This is a genomic window from Mycobacteroides franklinii, from assembly GCF_002013895.1.
In the GTDB taxonomy this organism is placed as follows: domain Bacteria; phylum Actinomycetota; class Actinomycetes; order Mycobacteriales; family Mycobacteriaceae; genus Mycobacterium; species Mycobacterium franklinii.
In genome coordinates, this window is record NZ_MAFQ01000005.1 from 387,712 (window position 1) to 409,753 (window position 22,042).

The following is a 22,042-nucleotide window of genomic DNA, read 5'->3' on the forward strand; positions in this document are numbered from 1 at the left end:
GAAACACGATGGCAATCGCACTCGACAGCATCCTCGCGACCATCAAGGACAAGCAGTGGGCACTGGCCGATATCGACTGGGACGCACCGGGTGCGGAACAGGTCACCGATGAACAGCGTCCGGCGCTCAAGGAATTCATGTCCGATCTGGTGTGGATCGAGAACGTGGGCGCGCGAGGGTTCGCCGCGCTGGCGACGAAGGCGCCGGATGAGGATCTGAAGCAGATCTACACCTACTTCCACGCCGAGGAACAGCGGCATGCCAACGCCGAATTGGCGTTGATGCGCCGCTGGGGGATGATCGAAGAGGGCGAAATGCCGGTGCCCAACAAGAACATTCGGTTGGTCATCGAATGGCTCGATCGCTATAGCGACAGTCTGTCGTTGGCGTCCCTGGGCACGGTGATCCCGTCTTTGGAGACCGCCCTGGACGGCGCGCTGGTCAAGTTCCTACTCGACGAGGTCGACGACCCGGTGTGCCATGAGGTGTTCCGCCATATCAATAGTGACGAGTCCCGTCACCTTGCAGTCGGTTTCCAGGTCTTGGACATGCTCGGGGCCAGTTCCATGCGTCAGCTCATCGTCGAAACCGTGGGTACCTTCATCAAACCGTCGGTGATGCTGGGGCTGCTGGTCTACTCGCCCCTGCTCACCCGGATGGTCACCAATATCTCTGCGATGGGCCTCTCGGAAGAGAAGCTGTACAACGCGATCAAGAGGTACGAGAACGTCGGCGAGCGCAGCGAGAACACGCGTCGGCTGCCCGCGTATCACCTCATCAAGTACCACGCACGAATCGCCATCAATCAGACCCAGCCGTTCCAGTTCGTCTCCGAGTCCATGGGCAAGGCAATCGATCTGTTCCCGATCCGGGTGCTGGGTAAGACGCCGACCTGGTCCCAGGAACTCACCTATGAGCCGGTGTCACGATGAGCGAGGTGCTGATCATCGGTGCCGGCTTCGCAGGCCTGGGCACCGCTATCAGTCTGCTGGAGCAGGGAATCGACGACTTCACGATTCTCGAGCGGGGCGATGATGTCGGCGGAACCTGGCGCGACAACTCCTATCCCGGTGCGGCGTGCGATATCCCATCACTGTTGTACTCGTATTCCTTCGAGCAGAATCCGGACTGGTCCAAGGCATACTCGGGTGGTCCGGAGATCCTGCGGTACATCCAGCGCATGGTGGACAAGCACGATCTGCGGCGCTTCATCAAGTTCGGCGTGAACGTCACGGGGCTGACATTCGATGAGAGCACGGGGATCTGGACGGCGGACACCGCCTCCGGCGAGATCTTCACCGGCCGGTGCGCTGTCATGGCGGCGGGACCGCTGGCCAATGCCAGCTGGCCCGATATCCGGGGACTGGACAGCTACACCGGACACAAGATTCACAGCGCTCGATGGGACCACGACTACGACATGGAGGGTAAACATGTCGCGGTGATCGGCACCGGAGCCAGTGCCGTGCAGATTATTCCGGAGTTGGTCAAGACCGCCGCCCGGGTCAAGGTCTTTCAGCGCACGCCCGGTTGGGTGTTGCCGCGCTTGGACTTCCAGCATCCCGCGTGGGCACAGAGGATCTTCGGCAGCAACCCGGCGGTTCAGAGCCTGGCCCGGCAGGCCTGGTATTGGACGCACGAGGCCGCCGCGGTGGGAATGGTCTGGGACACCCCGGTGACCTCGCTCATCCAATGGATCGCCAAGGCGAACCTGCGCCGGCAGATCAGTGATCCCTGGACCCGTCGCCAGTTGACCCCAGATTTCCGTGCGGGGTGCAAGCGGATGCTGATGACCAGCGACTACTACGCGGCCCTCGAGAAGGACAACTGCAAGCTGATCACGTGGCCTATCGCTACGTTGTCTCCCAACGGAATTCGTACCGCCGACGGTATCGAACACGATGTCGACTGCATCGTCTTCGCCACCGGATTCGACGTGTGCAAGGCAGGCACACCCTTCCCGATCGCGGGGCGCGACAGCAGGAAACTCGCCGACGAATGGTCCGGCGGCGCGTACGCCTACAAGAGCGTCAACGTCTCGGGCTACCCCAATCTGTTTTTCACATTCGGCCCCAATTCGGGACCCGGGCATAACTCCGCGCTGGTCTACATGGAGGCGCAGATCGACTACATCGTGCAGGCAATCGGCATCGTTCGCGACAAGGACCTGTTGACCTTGGACGTACGCCAGGACCGGCAGAACCAGTTCAACGACGATATTCAGCGGCGGCTGAGCAAGACGACGTGGAATTCGGGCTGCCAGAGCTGGTACCTGACCGAAGACGGCAAGAACACCACGATGTTTCCGGGATTCGCCACACAGTTCGCGCGGCAATTGCGGACGGTGGAGCTGGATGACTACAGCTTCATGTCCGGTGCGGCTGCCGCGGCGGCCTCGGCGTCAACCTCCGCGTAGTCATATCCATCCACACTCGAAACCATATGTCCCGTCGGGGACGACGCAGTCGAGCTGTTGATGGGCGCGCTGGCGGAGGTTGGTCTCAAGGCCGTGCCGGTAAACGGTGCGCTTTGCCTGACGTTGGCGGACGCCGGGCTGCCTGTCCGGACACGTGCGGGGCGATTGGGCTGTGGCCGAACCGCTTTTGGTTGCGCTAGATGTGGCTCAGCTGTCCGAATCCGGTGCGGCGATGCTGGCATCGTGGGTGCCTCCCGGCCCCGCGTGTCGCGTCTGGTAGCGGCGGCACGCCGCCACCACACCCGCGGCAAGGAGCGCAACCCAGATGAGATGCGCCGCGATGACCGTGGCGCGACGGCCCGACGACGCCCCGATGGGGGTCCATGGGCCGGGTACCCGGTAGAGCGCAATATCGCCGTCGCGGTACACCGACTCGAGTCGTGCCAGCGATGACGACGAAATCTCTTGTTGTCCCGGGGTATTTGCCTGTACGACGACCCAGCCAATGCCTTGCGCCGCGAGCTCGTCAGGCGTGGCACCGTTACGCAACAGCTCCTCGACGCGGCGCCCACGGGTGCCGTCCCCACGCACATCCTGTCCGTCGACCCGGAGGTCACCGCTGCTCACCGTGTCGGCGCGGATCCAGCGCGGGAAGGGATCCAGTACCGGTATGGACGATGGTCCCCAGGGATACTGCCGCATGGTCTCCGGTGGTAACACCGCCACCGGGTGTGGCTCGGCATTGATGTCGGCTGCCACGGCGGTCCATCCGGCCGGATAGGTCACCGGCACAACTCTGCCGCCGACACCCCACGCCAGGTCGGGCAGCGTGAATACCAATGCCGCGCAGGCCAACCCGGCCGCCAGGTACTGTGAGGAACGTTCGCGCCCCGTGGTGACGGCAGCGGCGCCGGCCACCGCGTACCCGGGCATGGCCAATGCCAACCATTTCTGGCCGTCGCGCAGGATGCCGAGTCCCGGCACCTCGGTGATGAGCCAGGTCGTCAGCGTCAACCCCGGGCCCGTCGCCAACAGTGCCGGAATGATCACCGCGGCAACGGCAATGCCGAGCAGCCCGAGTGCGCTACGGGTGCGCCACAGTACCACGACGCCCACTGCCACCACGATGAGCAGCACCGCCGAGAACACCAGCGCGAACAGCGTCGTACGCGAGGCGGGCACCGCCGAGGCATTCCATATGCCCCCCAATGAGGCCAGGCTGCCGAGCGTGCCCAGCCCTGGTTCGGCCCGGGCGGCGAAGGCGTGGACTCCCGCCTCGTCTCCGGCAGGCACGACCGTTCCCAACCCCGATGCCACGAGCCATGGCATCGCGGCCAGCACCGAGATCGACAGCACGCCAAGTCGTGACCGTCGATCCGTGGCCACGGCAAGCCCGACGATCAGTGCCAGCACCGTTCCGGTTGGGGTCAATCCGGCCACGGCGATCCAGAACGCGAGCGGGCACCAGGCGCCGATCCCCGTCGCCGTGCGCAGGCGGATAACCGTCAACGCGATCCAGGGCAGGCAGCCGTAGCCGACCAGGAGACTCCAGTGCCCCTGCAAAAGGCGTTCGGCCACATACGGATTCCAGATCGCGATGGTGGCTGCCACCAGCTCTCCAGGAACTCCGGCAGCCGGAACCAGGTGGGCGGCAACACGCGCCGCGCCCCATCCTGCGAGCCATAAGCCCAGCGCAAGAAGGATCTTGACGAGGATTCCGCCGTCGACAAGCACCGTCATGACCGCGATGAAGAAGTCCTGCGGGACGGCGCGCGGAGCCGCTTCGCCGGCCCCGAGCGCCGCATCGGTCAGGTATGACCGCGGTGTGGAGACGGCGTCACGGATCAGCAGGTAGCCGGGGGCGGCCAGGGGTGCGGTGATAGCCGCCGTCAAGACCAGTGCGTAAAGCGGGGCGATAAGGCCTATGCGGCGCAAGACGTCCTGGCTAGAGGTGGTTTCGAGGCGACGGGAACTTATCGGTGTCGGCCTCGCTGGCGGGCGGTTTCTCCGGCCCGCGACGACCGAAGAAGCCGTGATCGACGGTGTCCAGGCCGGGATCGATCAGTGCGGACTCGGCCCGCAGGCTGAACGAACCCAGCAGACCGCCACCGACCAGCGCCACCACGCCGAGGGCCGCGAAGGTGATCGGCAGGATGTTCGACCAGATGGAGAGGCTGTCGCGGGTATCGCGGGCCGCCTTCACCTGCTTCTCCACGGTCTCGTCATTGGACTGCACGGTGTAGTCCACCATCGGGACCTCGGGCTTGAGCGCGTCACGCGAGTAGTAGTGCAGCGCATGCTCTTTGCTCTTGACGATGATGCCGCTGACCGGGTCGACCCAGAACTCGCGCTGCGCCGCGTAGTAGCGGGTCATGGTGATCTCTTCGTCCTCGTGCTCGGCTTCCACGCCCCACTGCTGGGCGCGGGCCGTCACCTTGGAGTCTTCGTCCTTGTCGTACAACGAGGGGTACGCGACGGGTTCCACCAGCTTGCCGTTGGCGTCGTAGCCGACGTTCTGGGTGAAGTGGTAGGCGGTGAGCCCGTTGACGTCCTCTTCGCCGGTGTAGTTGGCGTCGAAGGCGCGCTGTGCCACCACGTCGAAGTACTGGTAGGTCTTCTTCTCGGTGTCGAAGGGGAACCGGTAGCTCAACCCTTCGTGCTTGAGCGCAATCGTGGTCGGCGGTGTCTCGTCTTCGATGGCCCGCGGCTTCTGCACACTGCCGCCCGGGTTGTCATCGCTGGAGATCGCCTCGGCGGAGTGCCGGTCCACGGTGACGGTGTCGACGGTGGCGAGGACCAACCCGGCATCGCCCTGCTTGTCGGTCCGCCGAATGGTGATGCCCGCCTGCAGGCCGACCTTGGTGGCGTCGGCGGGGCTGACGGTGGTGATCTGCTCCTGCAGCATGACCGGCTTGTCCGGGTCGGCAATGAACTTCTGGCCGGACAGCGACACCGGGTCCAGCGCGCGGCCCTTGCCCTCGCTCACCAATGTGGCGTCCCAGTCGAGCGGAATCTTCGCAAGCCGGTTGCTGGTGTACGTGCTGAGCAACAGTGCAGCGATAATGAGCGCCGAACCGAGCCCCAGCAGCCCGCACGCTGCGATACGCATCATGACCCCGCGGTTCACTGTGGACGAACCCTCCTTAACGTGCGGTAGCCCTGGTTCCGGCGGCAGCCGGATGACACAGCATGCCCAGGGCAAATCTGTCTGACCCTAACAGCCGCGGCCGTTAGGTGGTCATTCGGCGATCGTACGGTCCGCAGGTCTTGGTTCTGGTCGAATGTCCTCGGATCGGCTCAGAACCGTACCCTCGGCGGGGTGACCACAGCGCGGCCCTCGGCTCCAGCAGCCCCTGCCGTCCATGCGCGGGGCTTCGTACCCGCACTGGAGGGCATGCGCGCTTGCGCCGCGATGGGGGTTGTCGTCACCCACACCGCGTTCCAGACCGGCCATAACGGTGGTGTCGACGGCCGTATCCTGGGCCGCTTCGACCTGGCGGTGGCCGTGTTCTTCGCGCTATCGGGATTTCTGTTGTGGCGACCGCATGCGCTAGCCGCCCAGCCAGCGGCACAGGGACCGCCTCCGGTGAGCACCGGGCGCTACTTCGCGTCGCGGTTCGTGCGCATCGTCCCGGCCTACCTGGCCGCCGTCTTCGTGGTGCTGTTGCTGTTGCCGGATGCGGCAGGAGCCCGTTGGATCGTCTGGCTGGCCAACCTGACGCTCACTCAGCTGTACATCCCGCTAACTTTGACGGCGGGTCTGACGCAGATGTGGAGCCTGGCGGTGGAGGTCGCGTTCTACATCGCGCTGCCCGTCATCGCGCTCATCATGCGGCGGTCGCCGGTTCGGTGGCGGGCCTCGCTGCTGCTGGCGGCCGGGGTGGTCAGCTTGGGGTGGTCGTTCATCCCGTTTCACAGTCCCGCCGGTATCAATCCGCTGACGTGGCCTCCCGCCTTCTTCTCATGGTTCGTCGCGGGGATGCTGCTGGCCGAATGGAGTGCGGCCCCGCCCGCCTGGACGCTGCGCCTGGCCCGCCGCCGGGTCGTACTGGCCGTCGTGGCCCTCATCGCGTTCGCCGTGGCGGCATCGCCGCTGGCGGGGCCGGAGGGGCTGATCCAGGCACCCCCGCACCAGTACGCGGTCAAGATCGCTATGGGAGCGACGCTGGCCTGGGCGCTGCTCATGCCGCTGACCTTGGACGCCCCGGGTACTCCGCATCGGGTGTTGGGCAGCCCGCTCATGGTGACATTGGGGCGTTGGTCCTATGGCCTGTTCATCTGGCACCTGGCCGCGCTGAACATGGTCTTCACCGTCATCGGACGATTTCCGTTCAGTGGGCATTTCCCGTCGGTGCTGATTCTCACGCTGATCTTCGGCTTCGCGATGGCCGCGGTGAGTTATGCGCTGGTCGAATCCCCGTCACGGGAGGCACTGCGCCGCTTCCAGAAGCGTCGTGATGGGAGCCGGACCGCGGCCAGGGCCACGGTGGCCACCGAGATCAGCGCCAGCAGCTGAATCCACCACGAGTGACCGGTGTAGCCGCCCACCGATCGCCACGGATGCCGTGAGAGAGCCGCACCGGCCAGTAGTAGTGAGCCGCCCGCGATGTACGAGCCTGCGACGGTGAGTGCGCGCAGCGGCCAACGGGTCCACACCTTGAACACCAGGGCTGTCACGCCCACCACCGCCCCGGCGATGCCACTGATCGCGGTGAGAGCCGCCAAGACCGCGACACCCGCGGCCGGGCCAGAGCGCCAGGGAACCACGCGCGGCAGCGTGGTTTTCCGTCGCACCGGCAGCAGGGCCAAGAGTGCGAGGACCGGAAGCAGCGCCAGCCCGCCGAAGAGGCCCGCTCGGTACCAGGTATTGAGGCCGAATGTCAGCGTGATCTTTCCGCCGTCGCCGGATGGCAGCACCCAGCCCTGCTGCCATCCGTTGACGCGTACCGGGGCAAGCGTGTGCCCCTGCGCATCGCGTGCCACCCATCCGGGGTTGATGCTTTCAGGCACCACAAGTATCCGATCGCGGCGTGCAGGCTCGGCGGTGACCTCGCGCCGATCCGGTCCCCAGGTGCCCTTGGCGGCGATCGTCGCCGTCGCGGCGGCCGGTGTTGTACCGGGTGCGGTCAGCTGTACCCCATCAACGATGAACTGCTGGCTCGGATTGACGGTCACGTCCTGCGCCCCGGAACCGGTGGCAATCGGATTGGTGTCACAGGGCGTCGCCTGAATAACTTTGCCGTCCAACAGGTCACGCACCGTGGCCGTGATGGACATGGGCACAAAGCGTCCGGCCAGAGCGAGGATCGGTCCGCGATCGCATCCGATGGTGATCGTGCGCTTGCTGTTCGCCACATCGTCGGCCGGGGCAATGGGCCGGTGGTCCGCGTCCAGTGCGACGACCTCGGCGAGGCCGGGCGGCTTGAGTTGATCGAATCCCAATGCGGTGCGGTCGATGATGTCGGTCCAGTCGGTCACCGTGAGCGTGATGGTATCGGTGACGAACGGGTGCAGGGCCAGCTCGGTGACATCGGCCTTGGTGTCGATGGACCGCACTTGCGGACCGTCGCCAAGATTGATCGCGACCTGCCTGGGGTGTGCCGGCACCTCGGTGCGGCTGGGGCGCAACCGAATTCCGCCGACGGCGGTGGGCTTGGGGAGTTTGATGACGAGGGACGGCAGATGTTGGCGTTGCACCGAATCCTGCGGCGCGGTCCAGACCGTGCCCGGATCGCCGTCGGTGGCCGCGTACGACGAGCCCCTGGGATCGATCACGTCGGAGCTTCCGGTCGCGACGGTGGTGCCCGGTTGTTGGATCAAATCGTGCAGCTGCGGGCCCGGACGTGCGCGTACCCACAACTTCGGCGTGAGCGAAATAGGTTGGGGGACTGTCAATGTTCGGATGAATGTGCCGGGTTCTTCGGGTGCCAGGGACAGCGTCGCGGCACACCGCAAGCGTTGTGAGGAAGGGGCGCAACCGGATCGGCCCTCCAGGGAGGAGCCCAAATCCCAGCCGAGCGGGTTGTCACCGGCCGGAGGCGCGGGGATCGTCGCGCTGTGGCGCAGATCGACGGAGTGGGCGAATCCGGCGGCATCGTATTGAGTCAGCGACAATTCGGTGACTCCGAACTGGACGCCGGAGGTGCCGTCGTCGGTTCCGGTTGCGGTTACCTTGACCCAGTTGGTTTCCCCGGGCCGTAGCGCGATATCCAGGGGTTTGCCCGGTTCGTCGAATCGCACCGACGTCGTACCGTTGTCGGTCTCGACCTCCAGCCGCCGCACCTGCGCGCCCAAGGCGGTTGCGCTCGGCGTGACGGTGAGAATCGCATTGGTGATCGGCCGATCCAGATCGACACGAATCCATTGTCCGAGAGCAGCTTCCAAGGAGCTGCTGACCCAGCTTGTCCCGTTGTCGCGATCGATCGCGGCCGCCGTGCTGGTGCCCGGTGCCACATTGGGCAGCGCGGTGGAATCCGATGCGGAGCTGGAGGCGGAGATGGTTCCGCCCGTCCAACTTCCGTTGACGAGAGGAACACCGGTGGCCGGGTAGTCGGGGACTCTATTGAAGGTGCGACGTTTGTCGCCGGGCGCGCGGATGGCCGAAGAATGATCGTCTACCCGCCCGTAGTCGGTCTCGCGAGCCAGCGGTGTGTCCGTGACCATCGCGGGGCCGGGGCGCAGACCGGCTTGAGCGGCATCCGTGGCCAACAGAGACGGGCCCAGCGGCTGCTCGTTCAGCTGGCGGCGCCGCTCGCCCAGCCGCAGCAGCGCCTCGGGCCCGCCCGCCACCCTGGGCATGCTGTCGATATCCGCGAAATACGGGTCGCCGTTGTGCTTTTGCGGACCCACCGCGTAGATCTCGACCGCGGGATACTGAGGCCGCAGGTCGCTGTCCGCGACAAAGCCCTCCAGCGTTCCGGCCCCGATGGGGTCGCCGAACTGTGCCACCTTGGTCAGCCCCGGAGACGCCTCGATGGTGTGGTGCACCAGGATCGGGCGTGCGGAACGCGAGGTGTCGGGATCCAGATCATTGCGCACCACCAGGTAGGAGATGCCCTGCTGCGCCAAGGTGTCGGCCAGTCCGTCCGAGGGGCGGCCCGCGGCGAACAGTTGCTGCACGGAATCGATGGCCCGGATGGTTTCCGGAGGTGTCAAGGGGATGGAATCACGTACTCCCCAAGGGGTTTGTCCCAATACTTGCAGCGGCTCGTCGCGGGTGAGACCCCAGGTTTGGATGGCGAACGGAGCGCCCGGCACCACGAGTGCACGCCCGCCGTCGTCATGATCGGCGAGCCAGTGCGCCGTATCGCTCCAGTATTCCGGGATCGCATCGAAGCCGCCGCGGGGTACCAGCCGGCCCGTCCACGCGAGCGATGTGCTGGCGGCGAGCGCCACGAACAGTGCGATCGAGAAGGCGACGGCTCGATTGCGTTCCGGTCGTGCCAGTGCCGAAAGCCATTCCCGCGCGGGCATGCTGGCGGGCAGTGGGATCCGTGACAACGCGTGCGCCAAGCCGAGAATCAACGGTAGACGGATCAACGGCTCCAGCTTGTGCACATTGCGCAACGGGGTGCCGCCGTCGTCCAGGAAGAACTGAATCTGTTGACCCACCGGTGATCCGAGTGCGCCGGTGTACCCGGCCGTCAGCAGTACCAAGCCGACCAGAAGTATGGCGACAAGTCGCCCGCGCGCCGGCATGCCCCGCATGGCCAGCCCCGCCATGCCTGCGGCGGTGATCATCGTGGTGGCGATGACCATGGCCGACTGGGTGACCAGCGAGGAACCCGCCGTCGCCGTCGGGGCCACGAACGGCGTCCAACTGTCGGTTCCGCGCAACACCTCGGTCAGCGAGGTCCATTGGGTGGTGACGCCGGAGGATTCTATGAAGTCGAGGAACTTTGGGCTGATCTTGCCGAAGATGAGCAGAGCCGCAATCCACCAACTGGTGGCCAGCGCCAGGCAGGGAATCCACCAGACGGTGAAGCGCCACCACGTCCGGTTGGGTCGGTGAGCCAGCCACCAGATGACGGCGACCCCACACGCGAGGGCGGTGGCCACGGCGTTGACCGCACCCATCAAGGCAACCGCCACTGCCGACCACGCCGCCGCCCGGCGCGGCGACATGCGGCCCTGGAACGTCAGAATGATCGGGAACAGCACCCACGGGGCCAGCATCATCGGCAGCGTCTCCGAGGAGATGGCGCCGAGAGTCGTCAGCACCCGGGGAGACAGCGCGAACGCGATCGCCGCGAAGATCCGGGAGCCGCGGGTACCGATACCCAGCGCCTCGGCAACACGGATGACGCCCCAGAACCCGGCCACCACGAGCAACGCCCACCACAGCCGTTGGGTCACCCAGGCGGGCACACCGAGTAGATGGCCCAGCGAGAAGAAGGCACCGTGGGGAAAGAGATATCCGTACGCCTGATTCTGTGCCTGCCCGAAGGGCAGGTCACTGCTCCAAAGATTGAGCGCACGCGCCGCGAAGCGCAGCGGATTGATCGCCAGATCCAGCTTGGTATCCGGAGAAATCTGCCCGGGTGATTGAGAGAAGGTCAGCAGCAGGGCGAGTGCGGAGGCAACCACGAGCCACCGCCGGCGCAGCGGTGAAGAGTCGAGGCGGTGCGTCACGGGTCAGGAAGGGCGGCGCGGCGCGGTCGGGAGCCGCGAGATGTCAGCTCCGGTTGCCGTAGTCGGGCCGGTTGAGGATTGCCGTCGACGGATCGATGCCGGTGACGACCGGCTTCTTGTCCTGCTCGACCGAAAGCGTCAGGCCGAAGACCGCGGCGGCGCCCAGCAGCAGCCCGATCAGCACGCTCGCGGCGGCCGGCACCACAAATCTGGTCATCGGAGCTCCTCTAGGTCATGCAGATACAGCGGCCAAACTAGCACGTTCTCGATCAGCAACGATTCTCCGGCGGACAAGCCGTCGCAATAGTGCGACCATCAGCTGGACCCCGCGGGCGAGGTAGGGGGTGGGCAGCGGGCCAGTTCGGATGAGCGAGGAATATGTTGAACCGTGAATAGACCGGTATGGCGAGCGGTCGGGTGTGGCTACTCGTGCGCGTCCGTGCGGAATAATGGCCGCCCATGACCGGTCCATACAACTACGGACCGGCGCCGGACTATGACGCGGAGTTCGCCGCCGCGCACAATCCGGCGCTACCGCAGGATCAGCTATTGCGACTGTGGCAGGCGCGGCCCGATCTGCGTGAGGCCCTGGCGCAGCTGCCCGCGTGCCCGCCCAGCCTGGCCGCCCAGGTGCAGTTCTCTGATCCGTGGCGGGATCCCAACGCGCGGTCGCACCGCGGGGTGGTCATGGCCTTCGCGATGCTGGCCGGTGTGCTCGTGATCGTCGGGCTCGGATACGTCGGGTACATGGCGGTGCACGGCGACGGAACCACTCCGCAGACACATGGGATGCTCCCGCCGAACGACGCGAAGACCCCCAGCAGCAGCGCCGTCGCGACCACTACCGCGCCGCCGCCGGTGGCCTCGAGCCCGATCAAGCCGGTGGACGTGTCTACCAATTGCGTTCAGGCCGAGGACGGCACCGATAGCAATGGGGCGAAGTACGTCTACGACCCCGCCAAGGCCTTCGACACCGATCCACTGACCGCGTGGCGTTGCCAGTGGAAGGAACAGGACGGGCAGTCGATCACGGCCAAGTTCGATCACCCGATGCTCGTCACCTCGGTCGGTCTGATTCCGGGATACGCCAAGACCGATATCGACGGCTCGGACCGCTTCGCTCAGAACCGCAAGATCACCAGGGTGCGTTGGGAATTCAGTGACGGTAGCTCGGTCAAGCAGCAGGTACCGGTGAGCCGCGCGCTGGCCAGTATCAAGGTGAATGTGGTGACCGATTCGGTAACCATGGTCATCGAGGCCACCGAACCCGGCGTATCGATCGTGAACAAGAGCGGGCAGCGTCAGGACGCCTTCAACGGACTGGTGTCGGTGAGCGAGATCGAGATCATGGGCACGCAGCCCACGGCCTCCGAGGGACCGGCACCGGCACCCGCCACGCCGCCAGCACCTCCGGTGGGCGCCCCGCCTCCGATGCCGACGCCAGGACAGGCGCCGCCGGCACCTGCCGTGCCTGCTCCGGCGCGACCGTAACGGGCGTACAAAACCAGCTGAGCTCGTCAGAGTTCATTGCCGCCGAATTGCGGTTACGTTGGATCCATGGCTGAGCTCAACCGCAGGACCGTGCTTACTACCGGGGCGATCGCGGCCGGTGCCGCCGCCGTCGGGTTCGGGGGGTACGAACTCCTCCGCACACCGAGGCACGGCGATTCGTCGGCATCCGATGGGAACAAGCCGAACATCTTGGTGATCGTCGTGGATCAGATGAGGGCGCCGCAGTGGTTCCCCGACGTCCAGAAACTCACCAACCTCTTGCCGAACCTCAGTCGGTTACAAAGGGACAGTGTATCTTTCGGGTCCCACTACACCGCGTCGAACATGTGTACGCCGTCGCGGGGCGCCATGACGACCGGGCTGTATTCACACCAGACCGGATGTCTGTACACCGGGGAGGGACCGAGCGAATCGAGCCTGGCCCCACAGTTCCCCACCTGGGGCACCATGTTGCGTCAGCAGGGGTACCGGACGTGGTGGTGGGGTAAATGGCATCTGGGTGACTGGAGCGACAACAACCCTGAAGGTCTTGATGCTCACGGCTTCTCAGGTGGAACCTTCCCCTCGCCGAACGGCATGCCGAACCAGGGACTGCAGAAGGACCCGGGGATCGTCGACCAGTTCGCGGGATGGTTCGACGCGGAGGCGGGCAAGGGGCCGTGGTGCACCACCGTCTCACTGGTGAATCCACATGACATCTGCTGGTGGCCGAAAAATCCTCTGCCGGAGGATGTTCCACACTGGTTTGATGGGGTGCCCGTCAACTTCCAGACTCCTGATGAGCTGCGGCAGCACCGCAAACCGCAATTGCAGATCGACTACGCCAACTTCATGTCGCCGATCATGACGGGCTCGGTCACCTACTCGGGCCCGGACATGGCCCGCCAATGGGCCCGTTGCCTGGACATGTACTTGTGGCTGCAACAACAGGTGGATGCCCAGATCGGCCGGGTGCTCGACAAACTGGCGTCACGTCCGGAGATCGACGGCAACACCGTCGTCATCTTCACCTCCGATCACGGGGAGTACGCGGGCTCACATGGGTTGCGCGGCAAGGGGGCGACGGCCTACGAGGAAGCCATCCGGGTTCCGCTGTATATCCGCGATCCGCATGGTGTGCTCACCCCGAAACCGGGGGAGACACGCACCCAGCTCACCTCCAGCGTTGACCTGGCGCCCCTGCTGCTCACCATCGGATCCGGCGGCAACGGGTGGCGTTCGGATCCGCGTTTCTCGTATCTTGCGGCGCGCGCCGATATTGCCGATATCGCGAAAAACAATGCAGCAGGGCGTAAGTGGATTGCCCACGTCACCGATGACATGTCGGTGGAGGAGATGGCGACCCTGCTCAAGGATCCCCGTATCCGTGCGGTGATGGGCGAGAACGCGCCCACCGAGATCCCGACCTCCGCGCCGAGTCATATCGTCGCGGTGCGTACCGCCGAGGCCAAGCTGGCCAACTATTCGTACTGGAAACCCGTCGGCATGCAGATCGACACATCGCGACCGTCGGATCGCGAGTTCTACGACTATTCAACGCCTTCCGGCCAGCAGGAGTCCGAGAACCAGGCCGGTGACAGTGCCAAGCAAGCGGAGCTGCAGGCCCTCATTGACCACGAGGTGCTGCCCGAGGTACAGGCGCCGCTGCCCACCTTTCTGGGCCAGGCCCAGGAGCAGGGGCTGGCCGATATGCAGAAGCTGATGGTGCTGCGCGGGGGTTGAACCTCAAGCCTTTTCGTCGAGCGTGAAGTTGTTGAGGAAATTCCGGCGATTTCCCGCAGCAACTTCACACTCGGCACGGCTACTTGGGTGGCAGCGAGCCGGCGTAGGCCAGCGCGCGTTTCACCCACGGTTCCAGCTGCCGCTTGGTGCGCACCCCCTCGGCATCGACGCTCAGCCAGCCATCCATCTCGCGCCCACCCATCACCATCCGGTTCACATGTGCCTTGGCGACCAACGCTTCGGTGTCCTGAGGATCGCAACGGGCCAGCAGTCCGTCACCGCGTTTCGCGGCGACCGTCATGTGACCGTTGACCAGAAACACCAGCCCACCGAACATCCGCTTCTCGGTGACGCCCTTGGTGGTGGCGATCACCTCACGGATGCGCTCAACCAGGTCTTCGTCGTAGGCCATGGGTCAATTGTGGCGCGCTGTCGATTTCCGCACTGCTCGTTCGTGGTTCTTCCAGGACACACGACCTCAGAGAGGCACCATTGACCCGTGGCGCAACAGGAGATCGGCCGCATCTTTCGCGAAGAGTACGGCCACACCGTGGCGACGTTGATCCGCTACTTCGGCAGCATCGACATCGCCGAAGACGCCGTGCAGGAGGCGTTCGAGGTGGCCATCGTCAAGTGGCCACACGATGGCATCCCACCCAACCCCGGTGCCTGGATCACCACAACCGCACGCAACCGTGGCATCGACAAGTTGCGTCGCGACCAGCGGCGCGACGAATTATCGCGGGAGGCAATTGCTTTCGAGGAGCCACCGCCGGAGCCACGGGAGGTGGGTCCGGTGCACGATGATCGCCTGCGACTCATCTTCACGTGCTGCCATCCGGCTTTGTCGCCGGAGGCGCAGGTCGCGCTGACCCTGCGGCTGCTCGGCGGGCTCACCACCCCGGAGATCGCCAGCGCGTATCTGGTGTCCGAATCGACCATGGCCGCGCGCATCACGCGCGCCAAGAAGAAGATCGCCTCGGCGGGTATTCCGTATCGAGTGCCCGCGGACCACGATCTGCCGGACCGGCTCTCGTCGGTGCTGGCCGCGCTCTATCTGATCTACAACGAGGGGTACGCGGCCTCGTCGGGCACGGAGCTCACGCGCACGGATCTCTCTGGGGAAGCGATCAGGCTCTCACGGGTGCTGGTGGAGCTGATGCCCGATGAGCCCGAGGCGTGGGGCCTGCTGGCGCTGGTCCTGCTGACCGAAGCACGCCGTCCCGCCCGCACCGATGACAGCGGAGCGCTGGTATTGCTCGCCGATCAGGACCGCACCCGGTGGAACAGGCCGATGATCACCGAGGGACATGAGTTGGTGCGCCGCTGCCTGCGCCGCAACGCCCCGGGGCCGTATCAGATCCAGGCGGCTATCAACGCCGTTCATGACGATGCACCCTCGGCAGCGCTCACCGACTGGGGGCAGATCGTGACCCTGTACGACCAGCTGATGCAGCACTGCCCCATGACCGTCGTCGCCCTCAACCGCGCGGTAGCCGTCGCGGAACGCGATGGCGCACAGGCCGGGCTGGATGCCATCGAGCCCCTGCGGGCCGATCTTGACGGCTACTACCCGTTGCACGCGGCACGGGCCGATCTACTCACACGACTTCATCGGGACGTCGAGGCGGCCGACGCATATCGAAAAGCCTTGGAACTCACGGACAACGAAGTGTTTCGCAACTACCTCGGCGACCGGCTGGCCCGGCTCGAACCCCGCGCATGACACCATGGCCTCATGAGAATGCGTGCAGGCACCGTACTGACCGGTCTCGTCGTCGCGGCGCTTACCGCCTGTGGTGGCAACACATCGGAGCCGTCGAAGAACACCGCCGAGTCCTCAGCGACACCGAAGGCGCCGGTCACGGCGGCGCCCGCCGGTGATCTGGCCTGCCTGAGTACACGCGACAGGTTGGCACAGTTGCTCATGGTGGGCGTCAAGGATGCCGACGATGCCCGAGCGCTGGTGCGTGATCACCACGTCGGCGGCATCTTCGTCGGCAGTTGGACCAAGAAGGAGATGCTGACCGACGGCTCCCTGCACGACGTCGTCACCGCGGGCCCGATCCCGGCCGCGGTGAGTGTCGACGAGGAGGGCGGCCGGGTGTCGCGTCTCAAGGACCTCATCGGTCCGTCTCCCTCCGCGCGGGAACTGGCGGCAACCCAGACGACGGAGCAGGTGCAGGCGCTGAGCCAGGAACGCGCCCAGAAGATGAAGGACCTGGGAATCACCATCGACTTCGCGCCCGACGCGGATGTCACCGATGGTGATCCTGATGGCGCCATCGGTGACCGTTCCTTCAGCGGTGACCCGCAGAAGGTCGCCGAATACGCCGAGGCGGCTGTGCGCGGATACCAGGCGGGCGGTGTGGGCGCCGTGGTCAAACACTTCCCGGGACATGGTCACGCCTCGGGTGATTCGCATACCAACGGTGTGGTGACCCCGCCGCTGGAGCAGCTGAAGGACAACGATCTGCTGCCGTATCGCTCGCTGGTCACCAGCGGTGCTGCCGTGATGATCGGCCACATGCAGGTGCCCGGACTCACCGACGACGACCCCGCAAGCCTGAGCCCGGCCGCAGTCGACCTGCTGCGCAAGGGAACCGGATATGGCGCGCCGGCCTTCGACGGGGTCATCTTCACCGACGACCTGTCCTCGATGGCCGCGATCACCGACCGCTTCCCGATCGAAGAGGCGGTGCTCAAGGCGCTCAAGGCGGGCGTCGATTGGGCGCTGTGGGTGAGCACCGAGAAGGTTGGTGCGGTGCTGGATCGCCTCGAATCGGCCTACAACGCAGGTGAACTGAACGGTGACGCCATCAATGCCTCGGTGCGCCGGGTGCTGGCGTTCAAGGGCGTGCCGGCCTGCGGCTAGCCCAGCGAGACGGGGAGGCGGCGCAGGCCGTGGATGCCCATCCCGGCGTAGTACTCCGGCTCGCCGGCGAGCGATAGCCGGGGAAAGCGTTCGAAGAGGGACTGCAACGCCGTGTGCAGCTCGACGCGTGCTAGTACCTGGCCCAGGCAGACGTGAATTCCCGTGCCCAGCGTGATGTTTTCGCGCGCATTGGTCCGGGTGATGTCGAAGACGTCGGGGTTCTCGAACGCCGCCGGGTCGCGATTGGCCCCACCGAGAAGCAGCAGTGCCGACTGACCTGCCTCGATGGTGTGCCCGTCGATCTCGACCGTTTCGGTGGCGACGCGGGCCGACCATTGATTCGAGGTGTCGTAGCGCATGAGCTCCTCGACGGCGTTGGGCCACAACTCTGGATCGGCGTGCAGCGCGGCCAGCTGGTCGGGGTGACGCAGCAGCGTGACGATCGCCTTGCCCATCAGGTGTGTGGTGGTGACGAATCCTGCTCCCAGGAACACCGCGAAGAACATCTTGAGCTCGAAGTGGCTCAGATCACTATCGAGAAGTGCTGTGGCCAGCTCACTTTCGGTGCCATCCCGGCGCAGCCGGGTGACGTGTTTCTCGAGGTATGCGTCGATCTCGCGCAGGGCCGCGGTGCCGTCCTGATACTCGCGCCAAGACGGTGCGGTGGTTGCGATCAGCTGGATCGCGCGGTTCATCGCCGTGTACAGCCGCGAGTAGTCCTGCGGCGGAACGGCGATCATCTCGCCGATGACGGCGATCGGGATCTTCGCGGTGAAGTCGGCGATCAGATCCGGATTCTGGCGCTGCTGCAGCGCATCCAGGTGGCCGTTGGTCACCTCCTTGATGCGGCCGCGGAGGCTTTCGATCGCACGCGGGGTGAACGGGGCGGCGACGAGACGCCGCAGTCGCCCGTGATCCGGGGGATCGGTGATCAGAATCGAGGGTGGTTCGGCGGGATTGAGCAGCTGCGGATCGCTCCACGCGGCCAGACGTTGAATTATCGGGGAGCCGGACCGATGCTCGGGTTTGAAGGTGACGAACCGATTGTCGCGGAAGATGGTTCGAACGATCTGAGCGTCCGCGGTAAACCAACCGTCTCCGAATTTCGACATCCGCCCGCGGGCCCGGATTTTGTCGATGAAGCTGTAGATGTCGGCGGCGTGGGCGGTGTCGATGCCCAGCTGTGCAACGGGTTCTCCTTTGCGAGCAAGCCTTTTCAGGTACGCGCGAGCTATGCCGTGTGTCACCAACCAATGCGTGCGCTGTTTGATCCGGTCCTGCATCCATCCGATCCCCGTGTCGGCTCGCTCGATGCCGGATGGACACGAGCAACATCGAGATTAGCTGTTCGATCGCACGTGGGCACGGCCGAGGTTCACGGGCAGATTTCCGAAGCCATGCAGATTGACGTGCTCACCGGGGGTGGGATCGGCAGCCAGGGCGAGGTCGGGGAAGCGCTCGAAGAGCGACTGCAGCGCCACCACGCCTTCCATTCGGGCCAGGCTTGCTCCGAGGCAGACATGGACACCGCTGCCGAAGGCCACATGCTCACGCGCGTTGGCGCGGCGTACATCGAAGGCATTGGGCTCGTCAAAAACCGACGGGTCGCGGTTGGCTCCGCCGAGAAGAAGTACCGCCATCGCGCCGGCCTGGAGGGTGTGCCCGGGGAATTCGACGGCCTCGGTGGCCACCCGCGCGGTGAGCTGCACCGGCGAGTCGTACCGCAGGATCTCCTCGACGGCGTTGGGCCAGCCCTCCGGGTTCTCCCGCAGATGGGAGAGCTGCTCGGGGTGGCGAAGCAAGGCCACGATGCCGTTCCCGATCAAGTTGACCGTCGTCTCAAATCCTGCGCCCAGCAGTAGCGCCATGGTGGCCTTGAGTTCTCGGTCGTTCAGGCCGCCGTCGCGCACGATGCTGGCCAGGATGCCGTCGATGGTGGGGTCCTGTGCGAGTTCCTTGCGCAGCCGGATCAGGTGGGCGTCGAAGTAGTAGTCGATCTCGGTCAGTGCTCGAGTAGCTTCTCGGTATGCGGCCCAAGGCATTCCGATATCGAGCAGAGTGGCGCCGTGATTGCCCCAGGCCAGCAAGAAGGGGGCGTCGGCACGCGGTACGCCGAGCATCTCGGCGATGATGGCCACCGGAAGTTGAGAGGCGTAATCCTCGAGCAGATCGGCGCGCTCGCCCTTCTCCAGGTTGTCGAGCAGTTCAACGGTGACCTCGCGGATTCGATCCTCCAACTTGCCCACGGCGCGCGGTGTGAAGGCCCTGGACACCAGCTTGCGGAACCGGGTGTGCTCTGGTGGATCCACGGCCAGCATGGCGGGCGGCTCGACCGGGTTGGGCAGGCCGGGTTCGGTTCGTGCGTATATCCACCGCGAGAGGCCGGGCGGGAGCACGGGGGAGGGAAGGTTGTTCGGTGAGGCCGTGATGAAGCGGCTGTCCCGCAGGATCTCGCGCGTCATGTCCAGTCCGGTGAACACCAGGCCGGTCGCACGGGTGGGAGCGATCGGTCCTTGTGCGCGGATCTCTTCGATGTATTGGTAGTGCTTCTCGGCGCGGTCGGGACCGAGGAGCAAGGCCGCCAGGGGCATCTTGCGTACCTGAGTCAGTAGCGCTGCGCGGCTGATGCCATGCATGGTGGCCCACCGCGACCAGTACTTGAGCTGATCCCTGGTTCGCATAGTGCCTCCAACGCTGGATGCTATTTGGCACGAGTCTAATAGCGTCCCGGCCGGAAGGGAATGCCGAAACGGCCGCAGCGGTCGTACCCGTCACATCACCATGCCTGGGTGTTAAAGCGCACAGTGAACAATGTGCTCTCGGGCCTTTTTAGACACGGCGTCTTAGTGAGACATCGAGTACCGTTTGCAACTGGTACGTCACGTACCATCTACGTTCGGTCGGGACCGTAGCAAAAGCGTGATGGCTCGTTCATTGCTGCTCGTTCACCGGCTGTCGTAGTTACGGCTATGCGGAGGCTGCGATGAACTCAGTTGTGTCAGGGTTGCGGGTCGAGGAGTACCTCGATGAGACGGGTGCAATCTCGCTTCCGGACGGCTATACCGTCAACCACTACCTGGAATGCGCGGTCGACGGACCGCACGACACTTTTGCCTACCGCTACATGGACTTCAGCAGCGATCCCGATGGTGTGCCCGCTGACCTGACCTGGCCGCAGCTCCGCGCGCGTTCACGCGCGGTGGCGGCGAGGCTTCAGCAGGTGACCAAACCCGGTGATCGGGTCGCGATCCTGGCCCCGCAGAGCCTGGACTACGTCATCGGCTTCTTCGCCGCCATCGAGGCCGGGAACATCGCCGTGCCCCTGTTCGCCCCGGAACTCCCCGGACACGCCGAACGGCTCGACGCGGTCCTTGCCGACGCCCACCCGACGGTCGTGCTGACCAACCAGGCGGCCGCGGAATCCGTCGGCAGCTTCATCCGAAGGCTGCCGCGTGAACGTCGCCCCCGGGTCTTGGCGGTCGATGGCGTGCCGGACTCGGTGGGTGCGACGTACGCACGGGTGACCCCGGATACCGATGACATCGCCTACCTGCAGTACACGTCGGGCTCGACGCGCGTGCCCGCCGGTGTGGAGATCACCCATCGTGCGGTGATGACCAACGTGCTGCAGATGGTCATCTCGGTCGGCCTGGATGTGGATGTGCGGGGAGCAAGTTGGCTGCCGCTGTACCACGACATGGGCCTGCTGATGCTGATGTTCCCGCTCTGCGGCGGCCGCATGACGCTGATGTCTCCGATGTCTTTCGTGCGCAGACCCGGCCGCTGGATCAAAGAATTAGCCGCCGCGTCCCACGCCGGACGCACCTTCGGTGCCGCCCCCAATTTCGCCTTCGAGCTTGCCGCCGAGCGGGGCCTGCCGAAGGACGGCGAAACCCTGGACCTCAGCAATGTCGCCGGACTGATCAATGGCTCCGAGCCGGTCAGCATCGCGTCGATCCGCAAGTTCAACGAAGCCTTCGGTCCATATGGGCTGCCGCACACCGCGATCAAGCCGTCCTACGGGATGGCAGAGGCGACGCTGTTCGTCTCCTCCATCGCCCCTGATGCGGAGCCGTCTGTCATCTACGTGGATCGTGAGCAGTTGGGTGCTGGGTACGCCACCCGGGTGAACGCCGCGCACGAGAACGCGATGCCGCAGGTGTCCTGCGGACAGATCGCTCGCAGCCAGTGGGCCGTCATCGTCAACCCCAACGCAGAGGCGGAGCTGCCCGATGGCCAGATTGGCGAGATCTGGTTACACGGCAACAACATTGGTCGCGGGTACTGGGGCCGGTCGGAGGAGACCAACCTTTCCTTCCATAACAAACTGCAGGCGCGCCTGGATGAGGGCAGCCACGCGACCGGCACCGAACCGGGCGCCATCTGGTTCCGCACGGGCGACCTCGGTGTCTATCTGGACGGCGAGCTGTACATCACCGGCCGGGTCAAAGACCTGGTGATCGTGGACGGCCGCAACCATTACCCCCACGACATCGAGGCCACTGTCGAAGATGCCTCGCCGGTGGTGCGGCGCGGGTTCGTGGCAGCCTTCTCTGTGCCGGCCAACGAACTGCCCGCGGGTGTCGACGAGGGCGATGGTGCCGGCGAGAGGTTGGTCATCGTCGCCGAACGGGCCGCAGGAGCCGGACGGGCGGAACCCGGCCCCATCGTCGATGCGATCCGGGCCGCCGTCTCCCGTCGGCACACCCTGCCGGTCGCCGATGTCCGGCTGGTTCAGGCCGGTGCCATCCCGCGCACCAGCAGCGGAAAAATCGCGCGCCGAGCCTGTCGTCAGCAGTACCTCACCGACCAATCGTGAGATCTTCTGCGATCTCCTGAAGATTTTTCGATGAGGTGTCGATTCCGGGGAGGTCTATTCGTGGTGA

15 protein-coding genes are annotated in these 22,042 nt (G+C 65.3%); 8 read left to right on the top strand and 7 right to left on the bottom strand.

What is annotated here, in order from left to right:
* Positions 1 to 8 precede the first annotated feature (8 nt).
* Together B4393_RS08770 and B4393_RS08775 are read left to right on the top strand one after the other, a co-directional pair.
* The gene (locus tag B4393_RS08770) at positions 9 to 932 is read left to right on the top strand and encodes a ferritin-like domain-containing protein (RefSeq protein ID WP_070938033.1); all 924 of its coding nucleotides are present in this window, start codon (positions 9 to 11) and stop codon (positions 930 to 932) included.
* Positions 929 to 2,416 (top strand): flavin-containing monooxygenase, encoded by a 1,488-nt coding sequence (locus tag B4393_RS08775; RefSeq protein ID WP_078333783.1) that lies wholly within the window; start codon positions 929 to 931, stop codon positions 2,414 to 2,416. The genes B4393_RS08770 and B4393_RS08775 overlap by 4 nt, the downstream gene beginning before the upstream one ends.
* 207 nt (positions 2,417 to 2,623) lie before the next feature.
* Here the strand turns inward: B4393_RS08775 and B4393_RS08780 are convergent, their stop codons facing one another.
* The gene (locus B4393_RS08780) at positions 2,624 to 4,309 is read right to left on the bottom strand and encodes a hypothetical protein (protein WP_078333784.1); all 1,686 of its coding nucleotides are present in this window, start codon (positions 4,307 to 4,309) and stop codon (positions 2,624 to 2,626) included.
* Between the two features lie 52 nt (positions 4,310 to 4,361).
* A complete protein-coding gene (locus B4393_RS08785) occupies positions 4,362 to 5,543 on the bottom strand; it encodes a PorA family protein (RefSeq protein WP_070938036.1) in 1,182 nt (393 codons plus the stop codon).
* Between the two features lie 267 nt (positions 5,544 to 5,810).
* Between B4393_RS08785 and B4393_RS08790 the strand changes: the two genes are divergently transcribed.
* On the top strand, positions 5,811 to 6,932 hold the full coding sequence (locus B4393_RS08790; RefSeq protein ID WP_236743147.1) for an acyltransferase family protein: 1,122 nt from the start codon (positions 5,811 to 5,813) through the stop codon (positions 6,930 to 6,932).
* Here the strand turns inward: B4393_RS08790 and B4393_RS08795 are convergent.
* Entirely contained in the window at positions 6,815 to 11,047 is a 4,233-nt protein-coding gene (locus B4393_RS08795; RefSeq protein ID WP_078333785.1) for an alpha-(1->3)-arabinofuranosyltransferase domain-containing protein, read from the bottom strand. The genes B4393_RS08790 and B4393_RS08795 overlap by 118 nt on opposite strands.
* Before the next feature lie 43 nt (positions 11,048 to 11,090).
* Complete coding sequence (locus B4393_RS08800; RefSeq protein WP_005063958.1) at positions 11,091 to 11,264, bottom strand: DUF2613 domain-containing protein; 174 nt, start codon at positions 11,262 to 11,264, stop codon at positions 11,091 to 11,093.
* Positions 11,265 to 11,506: 242 nt separating this feature from the next.
* Here B4393_RS08800 and B4393_RS08805 point away from each other — a divergent pair, with 242 nt between their 5' ends.
* Positions 11,507 to 12,538 carry an NADase-type glycan-binding domain-containing protein gene (locus B4393_RS08805; protein ID WP_078333786.1) on the top strand — a complete coding sequence of 344 codons (1,032 nt, stop codon included), beginning with the start codon at positions 11,507 to 11,509 and terminating at the stop codon, positions 12,536 to 12,538.
* Positions 12,539 to 12,604: 66 nt separating this feature from the next.
* The gene (locus B4393_RS08810) at positions 12,605 to 14,281 is read left to right on the top strand and encodes a sulfatase-like hydrolase/transferase (protein ID WP_078333787.1); all 1,677 of its coding nucleotides are present in this window, start codon (positions 12,605 to 12,607) and stop codon (positions 14,279 to 14,281) included.
* Positions 14,282 to 14,360: 79 nt separating this feature from the next.
* Here B4393_RS08810 and B4393_RS08815 read toward each other — a convergent pair whose 3' ends face one another.
* The gene (locus B4393_RS08815) at positions 14,361 to 14,693 is read right to left on the bottom strand and encodes a TfoX/Sxy family protein (protein WP_078333788.1); all 333 of its coding nucleotides are present in this window, start codon (positions 14,691 to 14,693) and stop codon (positions 14,361 to 14,363) included.
* A gap of 87 nt (positions 14,694 to 14,780) precedes the next feature.
* On the opposite strand from B4393_RS08815, the gene B4393_RS08820 reads away from it, so the two are divergent.
* Both B4393_RS08820 and B4393_RS08825 read left to right on the top strand, forming a co-directional pair.
* A complete protein-coding gene (locus B4393_RS08820; protein ID WP_078333789.1) occupies positions 14,781 to 16,007 on the top strand; it encodes an RNA polymerase sigma factor in 1,227 nt (408 codons plus the stop codon).
* An 18-nt stretch (positions 16,008 to 16,025) separates the two neighbouring features.
* Positions 16,026 to 17,156: a glycoside hydrolase family 3 N-terminal domain-containing protein gene (locus B4393_RS08825; protein WP_078333790.1), complete on the top strand. Its 1,131-nt coding sequence runs from the start codon at positions 16,026 to 16,028 to the stop codon at positions 17,154 to 17,156.
* Here the strand turns inward: B4393_RS08825 and B4393_RS08830 are convergent.
* Both B4393_RS08830 and B4393_RS08835 read right to left on the bottom strand, forming a co-directional pair.
* Entirely contained in the window at positions 17,153 to 18,439 is a 1,287-nt protein-coding gene (locus tag B4393_RS08830) for a cytochrome P450 (RefSeq protein WP_078333791.1), read from the bottom strand. The genes B4393_RS08825 and B4393_RS08830 overlap by 4 nt on opposite strands.
* A gap of 57 nt (positions 18,440 to 18,496) precedes the next feature.
* Positions 18,497 to 19,837: a cytochrome P450 gene (locus B4393_RS08835; protein ID WP_078333792.1), complete on the bottom strand. Its 1,341-nt coding sequence runs from the start codon at positions 19,835 to 19,837 to the stop codon at positions 18,497 to 18,499.
* A gap of 302 nt (positions 19,838 to 20,139) precedes the next feature.
* Here B4393_RS08835 and B4393_RS08840 point away from each other — a divergent pair, with 302 nt between their 5' ends.
* Positions 20,140 to 21,975 carry a fatty acyl-AMP ligase gene (locus B4393_RS08840; protein ID WP_078333793.1) on the top strand — a complete coding sequence of 612 codons (1,836 nt, stop codon included), beginning with the start codon at positions 20,140 to 20,142 and terminating at the stop codon, positions 21,973 to 21,975.
* Positions 21,976 to 22,042 lie beyond the last annotated feature (67 nt).